Raw genomic sequence first — 17224 nt, forward strand, 5'->3', positions numbered from 1 at the left:
CGGTGGTGTCTCCGGCCGGTCTCGCTCAACCGAGAACCATCGGCAGTCTCGCGGACAGCTCGCCCAGGGCTGTCTCTTCCTCGGCGGTGGCGGCGCGGCGTCCGGTGCCGATCAACAGGGCGTCCCGGTCGGAGAACGTCGCGGGGAATGCGGCTCCGGTGATGCGCTCCAGCAGCTCCCGCGAGCGGGCGAGGCACTCTTCGGGTGGTTGTGCGGCCCGCGGGAGATGGGCGACCAGGTCGAGGTGGTGCAGCGTCCACTCCAGGACGTAGGCGGACAGATAGTCACCGGTGGTGAGAACCTCGTCGCGGGTACTCACCCGCTGGTCCGGGTCGGCGAGTACGGCGGCGCGGCCGGCGGCCGAGCCGACATCGTCGAAGTGGAGTTCGAGCAGGCGGGGCTCGCCGTAGGCGGCGGCCAGCCGGACGGTCAGGGCGTCGAGTGGATCGTCCCCGGTCGGTGGGGTCTCGGCGATATCCCAGTAGGTCACCGCGTCGCGCGTGGGTTCCTTGTCGGTGGGGGTCACCAGGGTGATCAGGACATCCTGGGCATCGATGATCAGGTGGCAGACCAGATCCCGGACGAGCCAGCCGGTACATCCCGACGGCCGGCCGAAATCCGCGTCCGCGAGTCCGGCGACCGCCGCGCGCAACGCTGTCCACGAGCGTGAGAAGTGATCCACCGCCGCAAGCTAGCAGCGCCGACCCGCTGCCGCGAGCGGTTTCCCGGCCGGGACGATTCCGGACGCGGTCCCGGGCGTGTCCCGCCCGGTCGTCCACGGAGCCGAGCGAGCGGAATCGGTGCGCGGCCCGGCGTGCCCGGCCGTCGAGTCGGCCCCGGGGGCAGATCATGACCGCATGGGGTCTCGACGTATCGCCGGCCGCGCGCATCTGTGGCGGAACGCGGGCACGGTGCTGTCCGCGCTGCTGTTCTACTACTTCGTGCCGGTCGGACTGGAACTTCCCGGCTTCTGGCCCACGCGGGTGGTCACGCTGGCGGCATTCATCGCCGGGGTGGCAGGGCTGTGCTGGCTGGCCTATCGCCGGATCGGCCAGTTCCTGGCCGCGAGCGACGATACGGGCCGCCGCGTCGACGGGTTGCTTTTCCTGATCACTCTCGTCGTGGTGTTCTTCGCACTGTTCTACTACGTCCTCGAGCTCCGCCGGCCCGGACAGTTCGCCGAGCTGCGCACCCGCAACGACGCGCTCTATTACACCGTCGCGACGCTGGGCACCGTCGGTTTCGGTGACGTACACCCGGTCGGTCAGGCCGCCCGGGTAGCGACCACGGTGCAGATGGCCTTCGACCTGGTAGTGATCGGTACGCTGCTGGCCGTGACCACGACCGGAATCACCCGGCGTTTGGACCGCACGGATGTCGGCGGCCCCCGGTAGCCTGAGGCCGTGCCCGAACTACCGGAAGTGGAGGCGCTGGCGCAGTTCCTGCGGGAGCACGCGGTCGGCGCGGTGGTGGGGCGGATCGATATCGCGGCGCTGAGCGCGATCAAAACCTTCGATCCGCCGGTGACGGCGCTGTCGGGGCGGGATGTGACCGGCGCCGGGCGGTGGGGGAAGTTCCTCGGGATGGACTGCGGGGGGTTGTGGCTGATCACCCATCTGTCCCGGGCGGGCTGGCTGCGCTGGACCGACAACCCGAGTGTGAGCCCGCCCAAGCCGGGTCGCGGTCCGCTCGCGTTGCGGGTGCACTTCTTCACACCCGAGGGCGCCACCCCGGCCTTCGACCTCACCGAGGCGGGCACCAAGAAGCGCCTCGCCGTCTATATCGTGAACGACCCGGCGCAGATTCCGGGAATCGCCCGGCTCGGGCCCGACGCGCTCGCGGTCACCGAGCCGCAGTTCGCCGACCTGCTGGCCGCCGCGCCGGGGCGGATCAAGAATGTGCTGGTCGATCAGACCGTGCTCGCGGGAATCGGCAACGCCTATTCCGACGAGATCCTGCACACCGCCAAGATCTCGCCGTTCGCCACGGCGAAGACGCTGCCCGCGGCGAAGGTCGCCGACCTGTACGCGGCGATGCGCACGGTGCTGGCGGATGCCGTGGCGCGGTCGGTCGGGCAGGATGCCGCCCGGCTCAAGGGTGAGAAGCGTTCGGGTATGCGGGTGCATGCCCGCACCGGTCTGCCCTGTCCGGTGTGCGGTGACACGGTCCGCGAGGTCGCGTTCACCGACCGGTCGTTCCAGTACTGCCCGACCTGTCAGACCGGTGGCAAGATTCTGGCCGATCGCCGGATGTCACGCCTGCTCAAATAGGCCGTGCTGTCCGCCGGTCCGGTCTCGGCCGCCCGGCGCGGCGGTGCCCGGACCCGTACGGAAGCGTCGCCGCGGAGCGACAGTCGAGTCAGCCGGTCCGTTTCGAATCGGGTTCCGCACCTTCCGGTGCCGGATCGTCCGCGCGGTCGGCGACTTCGTCCACCACCTGCGCGGCCGCATCGGCGGCGGTCGCGGCGATGGGGTGTGCCGCGGCGACCGTGTCGAGCAACGTTCCCTCGCCTTCGGGCTCGGCCTCGGCGGCCGCTCCCGCGTCGCCGGCCGGAAAAGCCGGCCCACCGACCCCGGCCGGAACCAGCTGCGGTGCGCGGACACCCGCCCACAGCTTGCGCCGGGCGCTGTCCGGGTCGTTGTCCACCCGGCCCGGCGCGTCGATGATGAGCGTGCTGCGTTCCTGCTCGGTGTAGCGCGGCCAGGACGGCAGCGGTTCGCCGGTGCGGGCGAAATGCAGCCAGTTGTTCTGGACCTGGCGGGTCACCGCGAGCAGACCGCGACGGCTACCACCGGCGGTGAGAGCCCGGCTCCACGGTTCGTAGACCGTGCCGAAGGTCGGCAGCAGATCGGTCGCGTGCGTGGCGCCCAGTTTGTTGAGCTGGAGGAGCCGGGGCGCGAAATCGTAGCGATAGGCGTAGGTGGGGGAGTGACGGCTGTGTCCCTCTGCCACCGCCACCGAGGGCCGCCAGAAGAAGTAGTCGCCGCCCGCGCGGATCGCGGCCTGTTCGGCCGGGAAGCCCGGATAGGTGGAGAACACCCGGGGGTAGAGGTCGGGTCCGGCGGCCGAGAGTGCCTTCTTGAGCCGTTCCGGGCGGGTGGGCAGCGTATCGGTGAAGCGGTTGAACAGGGCGCCCTCGTTACGGCAGGTGCCGATGATCAGCGGAACCCGGTGGGTGTGGCCCTCGGTGAAGGCGTCGATCGGAGTACGCGGCAGCAACTCGCCGTCGGCTACCGGCGCGGCCGGGAAGAATCCCGGGAACTCCGCCATCGCCGCATTCGACGCCCGGTTGAACGCGCGGCGGATATCGTGCGGATCGGCGGCGCGCAGTGCGTGATTCGCGTCCTCGGGGGCGACGCCGAGCCGGTCGAGGATGCGGCGGGCGAACTCCCGCGATTCGGCGACCGTCAACCCCCAGTCCGCGGGGGGGCTCTGCGCGATACCGCGGTGGAACAGGCCCTCCGCCGAGGGCGTCGCCAGCAGGCTCAATACGGCGTGCGCGCCGGCGGACTCGCCGAAGATCGTCACATTGTCCGGGTCACCGCCGAATTCTGCGATATTGGCCCGAACCCAGCGCAGGGCCGCGATCTGATCACGCAGACCGAGATTGGAGTCGTAGGGGCTGTCCGGTGTGGAGAACTCGCTGAAATCGGCGTATCCGAACGCGCCGAGCCGATAGTTGATCGACACCATGAGCACATCCCCGTCGGCCGCCAGCTGGACACCGGAGTAGAGGCGCAGCGCCGAAGTGCCGAAGAGGTAGCCGCCGCCGTGGATGAACACCATCACCGGACGCGGTCGCACCGAGGCGGTGGCGGGAGCCACGACATTCAGTGTCAGCGAATCCTCGCTCATCTCCTGCAGCTTGCGCGGGCCCAGCCGCACCCCGAAGGTCGGCTGGATACCGGCGGCGCGGAAATAGGTCGCGTCGCGTACATCGGTCCACGGCTGCACCGGCTGGGGTGAACGGAACCGCAGGTCACCGACGGGTGGCGCGGCGTACGGCAGCGACCGCCAGTACATCACCCGTCGGCCGCGGCGACCGCGGACCACACCGTCCGTGGTCGTGATCTGTTCGGTTGCGCTCATCTACCCGATGGTAACGACGACCTATCGGTCTCCAACAGTCGTAACCAGAATTCGCTGATCGCGGGAAAAGCGGGCACCGCGTGCCACAGGGCGTCGAGTGGGACGCGCCCGGCGACCGCGATGGTCGCGGCGTGCAACTGTTCGCCGACATCGGGGCCCACGAAGGTGGCACCGAGCACGGTGTCGGTGGTGTTGTCGATCACCAGCGCGGCGCGGCCGGTGTAGTCGTCGCGGGCCAGCGCCGAACCCGCGACCGCGATATCCAGTTCCACGGTGCGGATCTCGTGGCCGGCTTTCCGGGCGGCGTCGGCGGTGAGCCCGACGGCGGCGACCTCGGGGTCGGTGAACACCACCTGCGGTACCGCGTGGTGGTCTGCGGCGGCCCGATAACGTGGGCCGGTCAGCGACCGGCCCACGGCGCGTGCGGCGATGACGTCCCCGCACACCCGGCCCTGGTACTTGCCCATATGGGTGAGTGCGGCGCGGTGGTTGATATCGCCGACCGCGTACAGCCAGGCCCCGGGTACACCGGACACCGTCAGCTGATCGTCGACCTCGACGTACCCGCCGGGCAGGCCCACTGTGTCCAGGCCGATTCCGTCGGTGCTGGGCACCCGCCCCGCCGCCACCACGATCTCGTCGGCGACGAGCGTGGTCTCCCCGTCCGGGCCCTGGGCGTGCACCGTGACGGCGCCGCCGTGGATCCGGCCCTCGCCGTGGTCGACGGCCGCCGGGCGCGTCACCCGCAGCGGCCTGGTCCCGAACCTGATCTGCACCCCCTGCGCGGTGAGCGCGGAGGCGACGTACTCCCCGGCGAACGGTTCCACACCCGTGAGCAGCCGATCCCCGCGGACCAGGACGGTCACCTCCGCGCCGAGCGCCGAGAGCCAGGTGGTGGCCTCACAGGCCACCACGCCGCCGCCGATCACGATCACTCGTTTCGGGATCTCGTGCAGGTTGGTGGCATCGCGAGAGGTCCAGGGCAGGGCTTCGCGCAGGCCGGGGACGTCCGGGACGGCCGCGTGGGTTCCGGTGGCCAGCACCACTGCCGCGCGGGCGCGCAGTACCCGGTCGCCGACCCGTACCCGGCGTTCCCCGTCGAGCCGGCCGGCGCCGCGGATCACCTCGATACCTTGCTGGGCCGCCCACTCGACCTGACTCGTATCGTCGTGGTCGCCGTTGTGGGCGTGCACGAATTCGTCGCGCCGGCGCAGCACTTCGGCGGTATCGGGACCTTCTGCCTCGATCCCGGGCAGTCCCAGCGCGGCGCCCAGCACGTGGCCCGGTCGCAGCAACGCCTTACTCGGGATACACGCCCAGTACGAGCATTCGCCACCGACCTTCTCCGGTTCGACGATCGCCGCGGTGCGGTCACTGCCCGCGATGGCATAGGCGGCGGCGTTCTCACCGGCCGGCCCGCCGCCGAGGACGATGACATCGTATTCGGCGACCCCACTGTCCGCGGTGGCGTCGCTGTCGCTGCCGGGCATTACTGTAGGTAGCCCTCGACCTGTCCCGCCGATCGTGGCTGGGCCTCGTCCGGTGGCTCGTCGCGATCGATCCGGGCCCGCCGCTGCCGCAGCAGGTCCCAGCACTGATCCAGCATGACCTCCAGTTCGGCCAGTCGCCGCCGCTCCACATCGGGATCGAGTTCCCCGCGCGAGGCCCGGGACCGCAGGTCGTGCTCGTGGTCGACGAGATCCTTGATCCGCCCGAGTATGTCCTGTTCGGTCATGCCGACCATGCTACGACCCCGGTGCCGATCACCTGGTCATTCGGCCGGGCGCAGCAGATAGATGTCCATGATCCAGCCCTTGCGTTCGCGCAACCGCGTCCGCTGCCGCACGATTTCGCCGGCGACCGCGCCGACCCGGCCGGCGATCAGGGCTTCGTCGGGCATCCCCAGATAGGCACCCCACCAGATGAACGTGTCGTCGGGGACGGTGGTGAACGCGCAGTCGGCATCGAGCATGACCACTGTCGACCCGGCGCCCAGTCCTTCCTCGCGCAAGCGGCGCCCGGTGGTGATGTGTACCGGTTCGCCGATCCGGTGCAGCACGGTCCGGTGCCGGGCCGCGAGGGCGTGCACACTGGTGACCCCCGGTATCACGGTGTAGTCGAAGTCCAGCGCGCCCCGGGCCAGCACCCGCTCCACCATGCGCAGGGTGGAGTCGTAGAGCGCGGGATCACCCCAGACCAGGATGGCGCCGACTCCCTCGTGCGCCGCGAACGCCTCCTCCAGCAGCAGCGAACGCCGTTCGTGCCAGTCCAGCACCGTGCCCCGGTAGTCCGCGGGATCCCGGTCGCGGGGCGGGTCGGGGATCTCCACGATCCGGTAGGGGCGGTCGGCGTATTCGGCGAGGATCGCGGTGCGCACCGCCACGAGTTCCTGTTTCTCGACGCCCTTGCCGATCACGAAGTAGACGTCGACCTCCCGGAGGGCCTTGACCGCCTGCATCGTCACCTGGTCGGGGTCGCCGGCACCGATACCGATCACATACAGCGTGCGCATGGGGTCAGCTTGGCAGGTCGGCGACCGGGCGGGCCGCCGGGTGGCCGGCGGCGTAACGCCCGGAGGCTTCGCCGCTCGCTCGCGACGCGGGATGTACCCCGGGGCGGCGGCACGGCCTACCGGCCGCGAAGTAAGCTCGGCCCGTGGTCAGCGCAGCGAACAGTCAGGTCCCGGACCCGCGACACGCTCCGGACACCCAGTACGAAGATCTGCTCCGGCTCGTCCTGGAGACGGGGACCGCGAAGGCGGATCGCACCGGAACCGGTACCCGCAGTGTGTTCGGACATCAGCTGCGGTACGACCTGTCCGCCGGGTTCCCCTTGATCACCACCAAGAAGGTGCATCTCAAATCGATCGTGTACGAACTGCTGTGGTTCCTGCGCGGCGACTCCAATGTGCGATGGCTACAGGAGCACGGGGTCGGTATCTGGGACGAATGGGCCGATGCCGAGGGCGAGCTCGGTCCGGTGTACGGGGTGCAGTGGCGGTCCTGGCCGGCTCCCGACGGCCGCCATATCGATCAGATCGCCCAGGTGTTGCACACGCTGCGTACCGACCCCGATTCCCGGCGGATGCTCGTCTCGGCCTGGAATGTGGCCGAGCTGGACCGGATGGCGCTGGCACCGTGCCATGCGCTGTTCCAGTTCTATGTCGCCGACGGCCGGTTGTCCTGCCAGCTGTACCAGCGCAGCGCCGACCTCTTCCTCGGCGTGCCGTTCAATATCGCGAGCTACGCGCTGCTCACCGTGATGGTCGCCCAGCAGACCGGGCTCGTGCCCGGTGATTTCATCTGGACCGGCGGTGACTGCCATATCTACGACAACCACCACGACCAGGTGACCGAGCAGCTGGCCCGCGCGCCGTACCCGTTTCCGGTGCTCGAACTCGAACCCGCCGCCTCGCTGTTCGACTACCGGTACGAGGACGTGCGGGTCCACGACTACCGGCACCACCCGGGGATCAAAGCGCCGGTGGCGGTGTGACCGTGACCGGATCCACCCGCGTGATCGGCCTGATCTGGGCGCAGACCCCCGCCGGGGTGATCGGGGTGGACAACACCATTCCGTGGCGGGTGCCCGAGGATATGGCTCGGTTCAAGGAGACGACCGCCGGTCATCCGGTGATCATGGGCCGCCGCACCTGGGATTCGCTGCCCGCCCGGTTCCGGCCGTTGCCGGGCCGGCGCAATATCGTCGTGACCCGGCAGCCCGGGTGGTCCGCGGACGGAGCGGAAGCGGCCGCGTCGGTCGAGGCCGCGCTGGCACTCGCGGCGCCCGCGGCGACATGGGTGATCGGCGGCGGCGAGATCTACCGGCTGGCGCTACCGTATGCCGGCGAACTGCTGATCACCGAGGTCGACACCGAGGTGGACGGTGACGCGCACGCCCCGGCCCTGGGGCCGGAGTGGTCGTCGGCCGATCCGGCGACCTGGCTCGAATCCTCGAGTGGGCTGCGCTACCGGATCAGGCGTTTCACCCGCGACTGAAGGCCATTGCCCGCGCCCCGGCGGGCGATACCGGCCCGAGCCTCGGAAAACGCCGGAACGGTGGAGCCGGGTCGGGCATACTCGGCTGTACGTCCCGCGATCACAGCCCGGTCGTGGGTATGCGGAGGCGAAAGGCTGTCCATGGACAAGAAATCGCTGACGGCGGTGGCCCGGCAGCAACTCAAGCTGGCCGCGACCGTCACCAGTGGCCGCAGCTCGCAGACCATCTACGGCGGTCACGCGAATTCGCTACGCCAGACCGTGGTGGGGTTGTGCGCCGGCCAGGCCCTGGCCGAACACGACAACAATGGTGAGGCCACCTTGCTCGTCCTCTCCGGCACGCTCACGCTGCACAGTGGGGACAACGAATGGAAGGGTTCGGCCGGGGATCTGCTGGTGGTGCCGAAGGCCCGGCACAGTGTGCAGGCCATCGATGATGTGGCCTTTCTGCTGACAGTGGCCAAGTAGGTAGCCCGGGTCGCGCGTTTGGCGGTCCCGCGCCGGTAATGTGATCGGCTATGGGGCAGCCGCAGCCGATTCTCGAACCACTCACCCCGGCCGCGTATTTCCTGGTCGCCACCATCGACCCCGGCGGTGAGGCGGCGGCCCGGGATCTGCTCGCCGAGCTGCCCGGTCTGCGCCGGGCCATCGGATTCCGGTTGCCGGGCGCCGGGCTGGGTTGTATCACCGGGATCGGCTCCACCGCCTGGGATCGCTTGTTCGGCGGACCCCGCCCGGCCGAACTGCATGAGTTCCCCGGGTACGAGGGGCCGCTGCACCGGGCTCCCGCCACGCCGGGCGATCTGCTCTTCCACATCCGCGGCCAGGTGCACGATGCCTGTTTCGAACTGGCCATGGCGATCGGTGACCGGTTGGCCGATATCGGCACGATCGTCGACGAAACGGTCGGCTTCCGCTATTTCGAACAGCGTGACCTGCTCGGTTTCGTCGACGGCACCGAGAACCCGGAGGGCGGCCTGCCGGATACGCCCGCCGGCCGGGCCGCGCTGATCGGCGCCGGCGATCCGGACTTCACCGGCGGCAGCTATGTGATCGTGCAGAAGTACCTGCACGATCTGACCGCCTGGCGGGCGCTGCCGGTGCAGGAGCAGGAACGGGTGATCGGCCGCACCAAACTCGAGGATTTCGAACTCGACGACGAGGTGAAACCCCCGGATTCGCATATCGCGGTGAACCAGGTGATCGAACCGGACGGCACCGAACGGGAGATCCTGCGCGCGAATATGCCGTTCGGCAGTGTCCGCGACGGCGAGTTCGGCACCTATTTCGTCGGCTATTCGGCAACCCCCCGGACCACCGAGATCATGCTGGAGCGGATGTTCCTCGGGACCGACGAGGCCACCCACGATCGGATCCTGGATTTCTCCACCGCCGTCACCGGCACCCTCTTCTTCGTTCCGCCCCAGGATTTCTTCGAGGATCTGCCCGACCCGCCGGAGGAAGCCGCCGCGGCGGATCCGGGCCCGCCGCCGGTCGCCGGCGGTTCTCTCGGTATCGGCACGTTGAAAAGGAGCAGCACCGTATGAACAACCTGCATCGCGAACTCGCGCCGATCACCGACGCGGCCTGGGCGGTCATCGAAGAGGAGGCCACCCGGACCTTCAAACGGCACAATGCCGGCCGCCGCGTGGTCGACCTGTCCGGTCCGCACGGCACGGACTATTCGGCGCGCGGGCTCGGTCATACGACACCTGTCGCCGCCCCGCACGACGGTGTCCAGGCGCGGCAGCGGGTGGTGGCGCCGCTGGTCGAGTTGCGGGTGCCGTTCACCCTGTCGCGCGAGGAACTCGACAATGTCGAGCGCGGTGCCCAGGACACCGACCTGGACCCGGTGAAGGACGCCGCCCGCACTATCGCCTTCGCCGAGGATCGGTCCGTCTTCGAGGGTTACGCGGCGGCCGGTATCACCGGTATCCGCGCCGCCTCGTCGAACCGCTCGATCGCGCTGCCCGAGGATGTGTTCGGGGTGCCCGAGGTGATCGCTCTGGCGGTGAGCCAGTTGCGGCTGGCCGGTGTCGACGGACCGTATTCGGTGCTGCTGAGCGCCGACCTGTACACGAAGGTCAGCGAGACCTCCAACCACGGTCATCCGCTGCGCACGCATCTGGAACGCCTGGTCCCCGACGGGGAGATCATCTGGGCGCCGGCCATCGACGGGGCGTTCGTGCTCACCACCCGCGGCGGCGACTTCGATCTCACCGTGGGCCAGGATCTGTCCATCGGCTATCTGGCCCACGACGCCGAAACGGTCCAGCTCTACTTCCAGCAGAGCATGACCTTCCACGTGTACTCGGCCGAGGCCGCCGTCGCGCTGTTCTGAGCGGGTGACCAGCGTCGTCGGAGCCACCGGCGATCATCCGGTACGGTGTGGCCAGCGCCAGTTCGCGGGGTGAACGGAGTCGGTATGCAGAGGGTGCACGCTGGTGTCGTGCCCACCGGTCGGGTGCTGGGTTACAGCCTTGCCGGAGTCGCGGTGGTCGTGGCGGTGACCGTTCCCACGGTGCTGCTGTTCGGGCCCGCCCGGGTGTTCACCGGGATAGTCCTCGGCGCGATACTCGCCGTCGCCGCGCTGTTCGCGCTGTTCACCCGGGATACGGTGATCCTCACCGAGCAGGCGATCCATCGGCGGACACCGTGGTCGGCGACCAGTATCGATTGGGAGCGCGTGGTGGCCGGGCGTTTCGGCCTCGACGAGGACGCGCGCTGGTCGCTCGCGCTGGATCTGACCGGAGGTGAGGAATTGCCCGGCGAACTCGTGCTGCTGTCCATTCCGCCGGTCCGCGGGCCGGTCTCGGGAGCCTACGATCTGCGTAAGCGCGAACAGGTCAACGAGATACGCAATATGTTGCGCCACAAGAAAGTTCCGATCACCGTACTGCCCGATATCGCGGGCGCCCTGGAGCGGCACTGGCAGATGGCCCCACCGACTCGCTGAGTGCTGCCGGTGCTCGACGCGCGTCGTACCTACGGGCGCAGCTACCGGACCGCTGCCACCATGGACGATGATCCGCCGCACGACAGAGGAGCACAGAGCAATGGTCCGCTATGCCCGAGTTTTCGCGGCAGTCCTGACACTGGTGGCGGCGCTGGGTGCCGGACTGCCGGGAGTCGCGCGGGCCGAGGCGGCCTGGTACCCGGGCCGGCTGCTCGCGGCCGAACCGCTCGCCCGCCCGTGGGCCGGGCTCGACGGTGTGCAGCGGATCGAATACGTCACCACCGGCCCCGGCGGTGAACTGGTCCCCGCGGCCGCCGTGGTGCGCATCCCCGAGGGGCCGGCCCCGGACGGGGGCCGGCGGGTGGTCGCCTGGGACCATGGCACCTCCGGGCTCGCGCAGGAATGCGGTCTCACCGGTTACGACAAGCTCGAGAAGGAAACCGGGCCGTCCGTGGCGCGCCTCAACGACGCCGGATACGCCGTCGTCGCCCCGGACTACATCGGCCTGAGTCCCAATTCGCCGGGTCCACATCCGTATCTGCACACCACGAGTGAGGCCACCGCCACCATCGACGCGGTGCGCGCCGCCCGCTCCGCATACCCCGGACTGGCCCCGAGCTGGGCGGTGGCCGGGTGGTCGCAGGGCGGGCATGCCGCGCTCGGCACCGGCCGGCTCGCCCCCGAGTACGCCCCGGAGCTCGACTTCCGCGGTACCGCCGCCCTGGCCCCGGTCAGCAATCTGGAGAGCGTCTTCCTGCGGTCGCGCCCGGATCAGCCCGAGATCCCCGGGTACGTGGGCCGGTCCGCGCCCATGGTGCTCGCCGGTATGGTCGGTGCCCGGCTGGGCCCCGAGGTCCGCGATTTCCTGACTCAGCAGGGCCGGCGGTTCATCGCCGGGCTCAGCACCAACTGCAATTCCCAGGCCTCGGCCATGCTGAACACCACGGAGATCGGGTCCCTGTTATCGCGGCCCCTGAACGATCCGGATTTCGCGCCGGTGGTGCGCGACTATATGAGCGTGCCGGTCAGCGGCTACCGGGATCCGATCCTGGTCGTACACGGCGTCTACGACGCCATCGTCCCGTTACCGCTGACCCTCGCGCTGGTCGGGCAGTTCGGCCTGAACGGCACGGAGCACGCGGTCCAGTTTCTCGAGGCCGGCCATGCGGACCTGGCGGCGAGAGGTGGCCTCGACCGCACTCTCACCTTCCTCGACAAGGTGCTGCCGCCCGGCTGACCCGTTCAGACGAACGCCCGCTCGATGATCGCCGTCGTATCCACGCCCGTGGGCAGCGTCCCGAACGCGGCACCCCGGTCCGCACCCAGCCTGGACGCGCAGAAGGCGTCCGCGACCGCGCGGTGGCCGTGCCGGACCAGCTGGGCGCCCTGCAGGACCAGTGCCATCAGCTCGACGATCCGGCGCGCCCGGTACTCGATATCGCTGCGATCGGCCAGTTCCTTGCCGACCCGGTCGATCGCATGATCCAGATGCGGATTCTCGCCGCGCGCCCGGGACACCTCGGCGAAGTACGCCTCCACGGTCTCGGGCCGGGTGCCCATCGCGCGCAGGGCGTCGAGCGCGGCCACATTGCCCGAACCCTCCCAGATCGACATGAGCGGCGCTTCCCGGTACAGCCGCGGCATCCCGGATTCCTCGACGTAACCGTTTCCGCCGAAACATTCCAGGGCCTCGGCGGCGTGCGGGGCCGCGCGTTTGCACACCCAGTACTTGGTCACCGCGAGCGCGATCCGGCGCAACGCGGCTTCACCGGGATCCGCCGCGGCGCGATCGGTGGCCCCGGCCAGCCGCAGCATGACCGTGGTGGCGGCCTCGGATTCGAGCACCAGATCGGCCAGCACATTGCGCATCGCGGGCTGGTCGACCAGCGCGGCACCGAATGCCTTGCGATGGCGGGCATGATGCACCGCGCGTACGGCTGCCGTGCGCATCCCGACCGCGGAACCGATCACACAGTCGAGACGGGTCATATTGACCATTTCGATGATGGTCTTCACTCCGGCGCCCTCCGCGCCGACCGGCCAGCCGATCGCGTTCTCGTACTCGATCTCCGAGGACGCGTTCGATTTGTTGCCCAGCTTGTCCTTGAGCCGCTGCAGCCGGATCGGGTTGCGCGAACCGTCGGGCAGCACCCGCGGCAGCAGGAAACACGACAGCCCGCCCGGCGCCTGGGCCAGGGTGAGGAACATATCCGACATCGGCGCCGAGGTGAACCATTTGTGGCCGACGAGCCGATATGTGCCGTCGGGTTGCGGGATCGCGGTGGTGGTGTTGGCCCGGACATCGGACCCGCCCTGCTTCTCCGTCATGGACATCCCGGCGATGAGCCCCGCCTTGGTCGACGGTTCGCGTAACCCGAAGTCGTAGGCGCGGGCGGTGAGCAGCGGTTCGTACTGCGCCGCCAGCTCCGGATTGTGCCGCAGCGCCGGAATCGCGGCGTAGGTCATCGAGACGGGACACATATGCCCGGCGTCGGCGGCGCCCCAGACGTAGAACTTAGCGGCCCGCGCCACATGGGCGCCGGTCCGGTCGTCGGCCCACGGTGCGGCGTGCAGCCCGTGTTCGACCGCCACCGTCATCAGGTCGTGCCAGTGCGGATGGAATTCCACCTCGTCGACGCGGTGGCCGTAACGGTCGTGGGTGTGCAGGACGGGCGGATACTCGTTGGCGAGCCGGCCCCACTCCTGAACCCGCTCGGTACCGGCGAGCGTGCCGAGTTCGCGCACTTCCGCCTCCGCCCACCCGGCGCCCTCCCGGTGCAGACCGGCCAGCAACGCCGGGTCCCGCGAGACCTCGAACGGTGTGATGGGCGGGACCTGGTTGAGAACCTCGTGCGTGAGCATCCATCGATTATGCGTCCCATGTCACACTGTGGGCCGCCGGGGGATCGGGACCGGTCGGTATCGGTGGGCAGGTGGGCGGCCCTGCCGTGGTCCGGTCGTGTGCGGCCTCGTCCCGATAGCCTGTGCGAATGCGCCGATTGAGCGTTGTCGACGAAATCTTCCTGCGCACCCACCAGGGGCTCGGCACCCCGATCGCGCTCCAGGGCCTGTGGCGCACCGCCGGGGCGGTGGAACCCGAGATACTCGCGCGTTTGCACGGGGCACTGCGTACCGGGCCGCTGGCCCGCCGGGTGGTCCGCCCCCGGGTCCCGGGCGCTCGGGCACGGTGGCAGCGCAATGATCGCGCTCATCCGCTCGACCGGCACCGTGCGGCGCTCGCACCCGCCGAGATCCCGGACTGGGCCGACGCGTGTGGTGCCGACCTGGATCCCGAACACGGTCCGGGCTGGCGACTGTCGGTGGCGCCACTCACCGACGGGGGCACGATCGTGGTTCTCACCTGCTCTCACGTTCTCGCCGATGCCCGGGGGCTGATTCTCGCCGTGGAACGCGCGCTGGAGGCGATGGACTCGGACCGCGCGGTGGACCTTGTGTGCCCCCGGACGGCGGCGGCGCCGGGCGACGACACCGGGAACGGCCCGGGTTCGGACTGGTTCGACGCGGCGCGTATCTGGGCGACGGTCGGGCTCGGTGGTGTGCGTGCCGCCGTGACCCGGATACCGCGCGGTGTGCGCGGGCCAGGGCACGAGAAGCCGGTTGCCGGACGCGACGGGACCGCGACGGGCGCGGACCGCGCGCCGCACACCGCGGCTACACCGCGCCGCCCGATCGCACCATCGGGTTCTTCCTGGTCGCAGTCACAATCCGTATCCGGCGGCCCCGCGGCCCGAGCCGCCCCGCCCGACCCTGCCGGACTTCCGGTGCCGCCGGCGATCGAGGAACGGATCGACCCATCCGGATCTGCCGAGACACCCACGTCTGCCGCACTGCCCGAAACGGCGCTCATCCTGCGCTGCCCGGCCGAGGACTGGGAGGCGGTCGCCGCGCGATACGGGGGCACAGCCAACAGTCTGTTCATCTGGTTCGTCGCGAACATCCTGTGGACCGCGGGCTTTCCCGGGGCCGAGATCGCGGCGAGCCTGCCTGTGGACACCCGGGACGAACCCCGGATCGACAACGATCTGGCGGTGACCGAGATCGCGGTGACCCCGGGGGACGGTCCGGCCGATATCCGCGCGAAGAGCCGGTCGGCCTACGAGCGTCGGATGACCAGCCCCGGGGGACTACCGGAAGAGTTCCTCTACCTGGTGCCCGACAAGGTGGCCCATCTGCTGTCCCGGGGAGCGGGGGAACGCGACATCCTCTGCTCGAATATCGGCGCGATCCCGCCTGCGCTGTCGACCCTCGGGCCGCACGAATGCACCGGTATCGCGACCCGAGCCGTTCATCCCGGCCTCGACTACGCGCGGCGGCCGCGCACCCGGCTGTCCGGCTACCTGTGCCGTTTCCGGGACGACTACATCCTGACCGTCGCGAGTCTCCACCCGGAACGGATAGCCGATGCGGCCGCACTGCACCGGCTGGTCACCGCGACCGCCGCGCGGGTGAACCTGACGATCCGGCCGTGGTGAGGGTCAGCGGTTGGCGCGGTACCACCGGATCAGCGCATCGGTGGACGAATCATCCTGCGGTTCGGGTTCTTCCGGGTCCGTGAGCAGGGGCGCCAGCGCCAAGGCCTGCTGCTTGCCCAGTTCCACACCCCACTGGTCGAAACTGTCGATCCCCCAGATCACACCCGCCACGAACACCTGGTGTTCATACAGCGCGATCAGCTGGCCCAGCACTGCGGGAGTGAGCCGGGGCGCGAGGATCGTGGTGCTGGGCCGGTTGCCGGGCATCACCTTGTGCGGTACCAGTTCCGGCGGCGTGCCCTCGGCGGCGATCTCCTCGGCGGTCTTCCCGAACGCCAGCACCTTGGTCTGCGCGAACAGATTGCTCATCAGGATGTCGTGCATACTGCCGGTGCCGTCGCGGGTGGGCAGATCATCGGTGGGCTGGGCGAAACCGATGAAATCGGCGGGGATCAGCCGGGTGCCCTGGTGCAGGAGCTGATAGAAGGCATGCTGACCGTTGGTGCCGGGTTCGCCCCAGAAGATCTCACCGGTGGTGGTGGTGACCGGGGAACCGTCCGCGCGCACCGATTTTCCGTTCGACTCCATCGTGAGCTGCTGGAGATAGGCCGGAAAGCGGGCGAGATCGTTGGAGTACGGCAGCACCGCGCGCGACTGCGCGCCGAAGAAGTTCGCGTACCACACACCGAGCAGCGCCAGCAGGGCCGGGGCGTTCTCCGCCAGCGGCGCGGTGGCGAAATGGCGGTCCATATCGTGCATACCGGCGAGGAATTCGGCGAACCGGGCGGGACCGATCGTCACCATGACCGACAGCCCGATGGCCGAATCCACCGAATACCGGCCGCCGACCCAATCCCAGAAGCCGAACATATTGTCGGTGTCGATACCGAACTCGGCGACCCGCCCGGCGTGTGTGGACACCGCGACGAAATGTTTCGCCACGGCGTCCGGGCCGAGGGCGTCGACCAGCCAGCGGCGGGCGGCGGTGGCGTTGGTCAGGGTCTCCAGGGTCGAAAAGGTTTTGGAGGCCACGATGAACAGGGTGGTCGCCGGATCCAGATCCGCGAGTGTGGCCACCAGGTCGGCGGGATCCACATTGGACACGAACCGGGCGCCGATACCGGCGTCCGCGTAGTGGCGCAGCGCCCGATGCACCATCACGGGGCCGAGATCCGAACCGCCGATACCGATGTTCACCACCGTGCGGATCCGCTCCCCGGTCGCACCGCGCCAGTTGCCCGAACGCACCGAGTCGGCGAAGGCGCCCATCCGGTCGAGTACCTCGTGTACCGCGGCGACCGCGTCCGCGCCGTCGATGGTGAGCGAACTGCCCTTCGGCAACCGCAACGCGGTATGCCCCACCGCCCGGTCCTCGGACGTGTTGATGTGTTCGCCGCGCAGCATCCGGTCGCGCTGCGTCTCCACACCTGCTTCCCGGGCCAGTTCCACCAGCAATCGCAGGGTTTCCCGGGTGATGCGGTGCTTGCTGTAGTCGATCCGCAGCTCACCCGCGGTCAGCGTGAGATCGCGGCCGCGCGGTGGATCTTCGGCGAACAGGTCCCTCAGTTGTAGGGCGGCGATCGCAGTGTGATGATCGCGCAATTTCTGCCATGCCGCCGATGCGGTTATGTCGACGCTCACACTGGCCGAGCGTACAACCCGCCGGTCCCGGACGCAGGCGCGGCCGG

The 17224-nt window shown here is 69.5% G+C and carries 17 protein-coding genes; 10 read left to right on the forward strand and 7 right to left on the reverse strand.

Going from position 1 to position 17224, the window contains the following annotated elements:
• Positions 1-25: 25 nt before the first annotated feature.
• The gene (locus ACLML9_RS12500) at positions 26-682 is read right to left on the reverse strand and encodes a maleylpyruvate isomerase N-terminal domain-containing protein (RefSeq protein WP_411945670.1); all 657 of its coding nucleotides are present in this window, start codon (positions 680-682) and stop codon (positions 26-28) included.
• 175 nt (positions 683-857) lie between these two features.
• Between ACLML9_RS12500 and ACLML9_RS12505 the strand changes: the two genes are divergently transcribed.
• Positions 858-1394 (forward strand): potassium channel family protein, encoded by a 537-nt coding sequence (locus ACLML9_RS12505; protein WP_411945671.1) that lies wholly within the window; start codon positions 858-860, stop codon positions 1392-1394.
• Positions 1395-1403: 9 nt separating this feature from the next.
• Positions 1404-2270, forward strand: coding sequence for an Fpg/Nei family DNA glycosylase (locus tag ACLML9_RS12510; RefSeq protein WP_411945672.1), 867 nt, complete (start codon positions 1404-1406; stop codon positions 2268-2270).
• An 88-nt stretch (positions 2271-2358) separates the two neighbouring features.
• Here the strand turns inward: ACLML9_RS12510 and ACLML9_RS12515 are convergent, their stop codons facing one another.
• Genes ACLML9_RS12515 through cobF form a run of 4 tightly spaced genes read right to left on the reverse strand, consistent with a single transcriptional unit; the run spans position 2359 to position 6601 of the window.
• Positions 2359-4089 (reverse strand): carboxylesterase/lipase family protein, encoded by a 1731-nt coding sequence (locus ACLML9_RS12515; RefSeq protein WP_411945673.1) that lies wholly within the window; start codon positions 4087-4089, stop codon positions 2359-2361.
• Positions 4086-5579, reverse strand: a complete 1494-nt coding sequence (locus ACLML9_RS12520) for a dihydrolipoyl dehydrogenase family protein (protein ID WP_411945674.1) — start codon at positions 5577-5579, stop codon at positions 4086-4088. Before ACLML9_RS12520 ends, ACLML9_RS12515 begins: the two co-directional genes overlap by 4 nt.
• Positions 5579-5824 (reverse strand): DUF2630 family protein, encoded by a 246-nt coding sequence (locus tag ACLML9_RS12525; protein WP_030522379.1) that lies wholly within the window; start codon positions 5822-5824, stop codon positions 5579-5581. The genes ACLML9_RS12520 and ACLML9_RS12525 overlap by 1 nt, the downstream gene beginning before the upstream one ends.
• Before the next feature lie 36 nt (positions 5825-5860).
• A complete protein-coding gene (gene cobF, locus ACLML9_RS12530) occupies positions 5861-6601 on the reverse strand; it encodes a precorrin-6A synthase (deacetylating) (protein ID WP_411945675.1) in 741 nt (246 codons plus the stop codon).
• 143 nt (positions 6602-6744) lie between these two features.
• Between cobF and ACLML9_RS12535 the strand changes: the two genes are divergently transcribed.
• From ACLML9_RS12535 to ACLML9_RS12565, 7 genes are all read left to right on the forward strand, one after another.
• Positions 6745-7584 (forward strand): thymidylate synthase, encoded by an 840-nt coding sequence (locus ACLML9_RS12535; RefSeq protein WP_411945676.1) that lies wholly within the window; start codon positions 6745-6747, stop codon positions 7582-7584.
• Positions 7581-8087, forward strand: a complete 507-nt coding sequence (locus ACLML9_RS12540) for a dihydrofolate reductase (RefSeq protein WP_373863777.1) — start codon at positions 7581-7583, stop codon at positions 8085-8087. The genes ACLML9_RS12535 and ACLML9_RS12540 overlap by 4 nt, the downstream gene beginning before the upstream one ends.
• Positions 8088-8228: 141 nt before the next feature.
• Positions 8229-8555: a cupin domain-containing protein gene (locus ACLML9_RS12545; RefSeq protein WP_411945677.1), complete on the forward strand. Its 327-nt coding sequence runs from the start codon at positions 8229-8231 to the stop codon at positions 8553-8555.
• Positions 8556-8605: 50 nt separating this feature from the next.
• Entirely contained in the window at positions 8606-9634 is a 1029-nt protein-coding gene (locus ACLML9_RS12550; protein ID WP_411945678.1) for a Dyp-type peroxidase, read from the forward strand.
• The gene (locus ACLML9_RS12555) at positions 9631-10428 is read left to right on the forward strand and encodes a family 1 encapsulin nanocompartment shell protein (RefSeq protein ID WP_411945679.1); all 798 of its coding nucleotides are present in this window, start codon (positions 9631-9633) and stop codon (positions 10426-10428) included. Before ACLML9_RS12550 ends, ACLML9_RS12555 begins: the two co-directional genes overlap by 4 nt.
• Positions 10429-10536: 108 nt before the next feature.
• Positions 10537-11043, forward strand: coding sequence for a hypothetical protein (locus ACLML9_RS12560; RefSeq protein ID WP_411945680.1), 507 nt, complete (start codon positions 10537-10539; stop codon positions 11041-11043).
• Between the two features lie 100 nt (positions 11044-11143).
• Positions 11144-12280, forward strand: coding sequence for a lipase family protein (locus tag ACLML9_RS12565; RefSeq protein ID WP_411945681.1), 1137 nt, complete (start codon positions 11144-11146; stop codon positions 12278-12280).
• 5 nt (positions 12281-12285) lie between these two features.
• Here the strand turns inward: ACLML9_RS12565 and ACLML9_RS12570 are convergent, their stop codons facing one another.
• Positions 12286-13905 carry an acyl-CoA dehydrogenase family protein gene (locus ACLML9_RS12570; RefSeq protein WP_411945682.1) on the reverse strand — a complete coding sequence of 540 codons (1620 nt, stop codon included), beginning with the start codon at positions 13903-13905 and terminating at the stop codon, positions 12286-12288.
• A 128-nt stretch (positions 13906-14033) separates the two neighbouring features.
• On the opposite strand from ACLML9_RS12570, the gene ACLML9_RS12575 reads away from it, so the two are divergent.
• The gene (locus ACLML9_RS12575; protein WP_411945683.1) at positions 14034-15536 is read left to right on the forward strand and encodes a hypothetical protein; all 1503 of its coding nucleotides are present in this window, start codon (positions 14034-14036) and stop codon (positions 15534-15536) included.
• A 3-nt stretch (positions 15537-15539) separates the two neighbouring features.
• Here the strand turns inward: ACLML9_RS12575 and pgi are convergent, their stop codons facing one another.
• The gene (gene pgi, locus ACLML9_RS12580) at positions 15540-17177 is read right to left on the reverse strand and encodes a glucose-6-phosphate isomerase (protein ID WP_411945684.1); all 1638 of its coding nucleotides are present in this window, start codon (positions 17175-17177) and stop codon (positions 15540-15542) included.
• Between the last annotated feature and the right edge of the window lie 47 nt (positions 17178-17224).

The sequence above is a fragment of the Nocardia sp. NPDC002869 genome (assembly GCF_046764065.1).
GTDB lineage: Bacteria > Actinomycetota > Actinomycetes > Mycobacteriales > Mycobacteriaceae > Nocardia > Nocardia rhamnosiphila.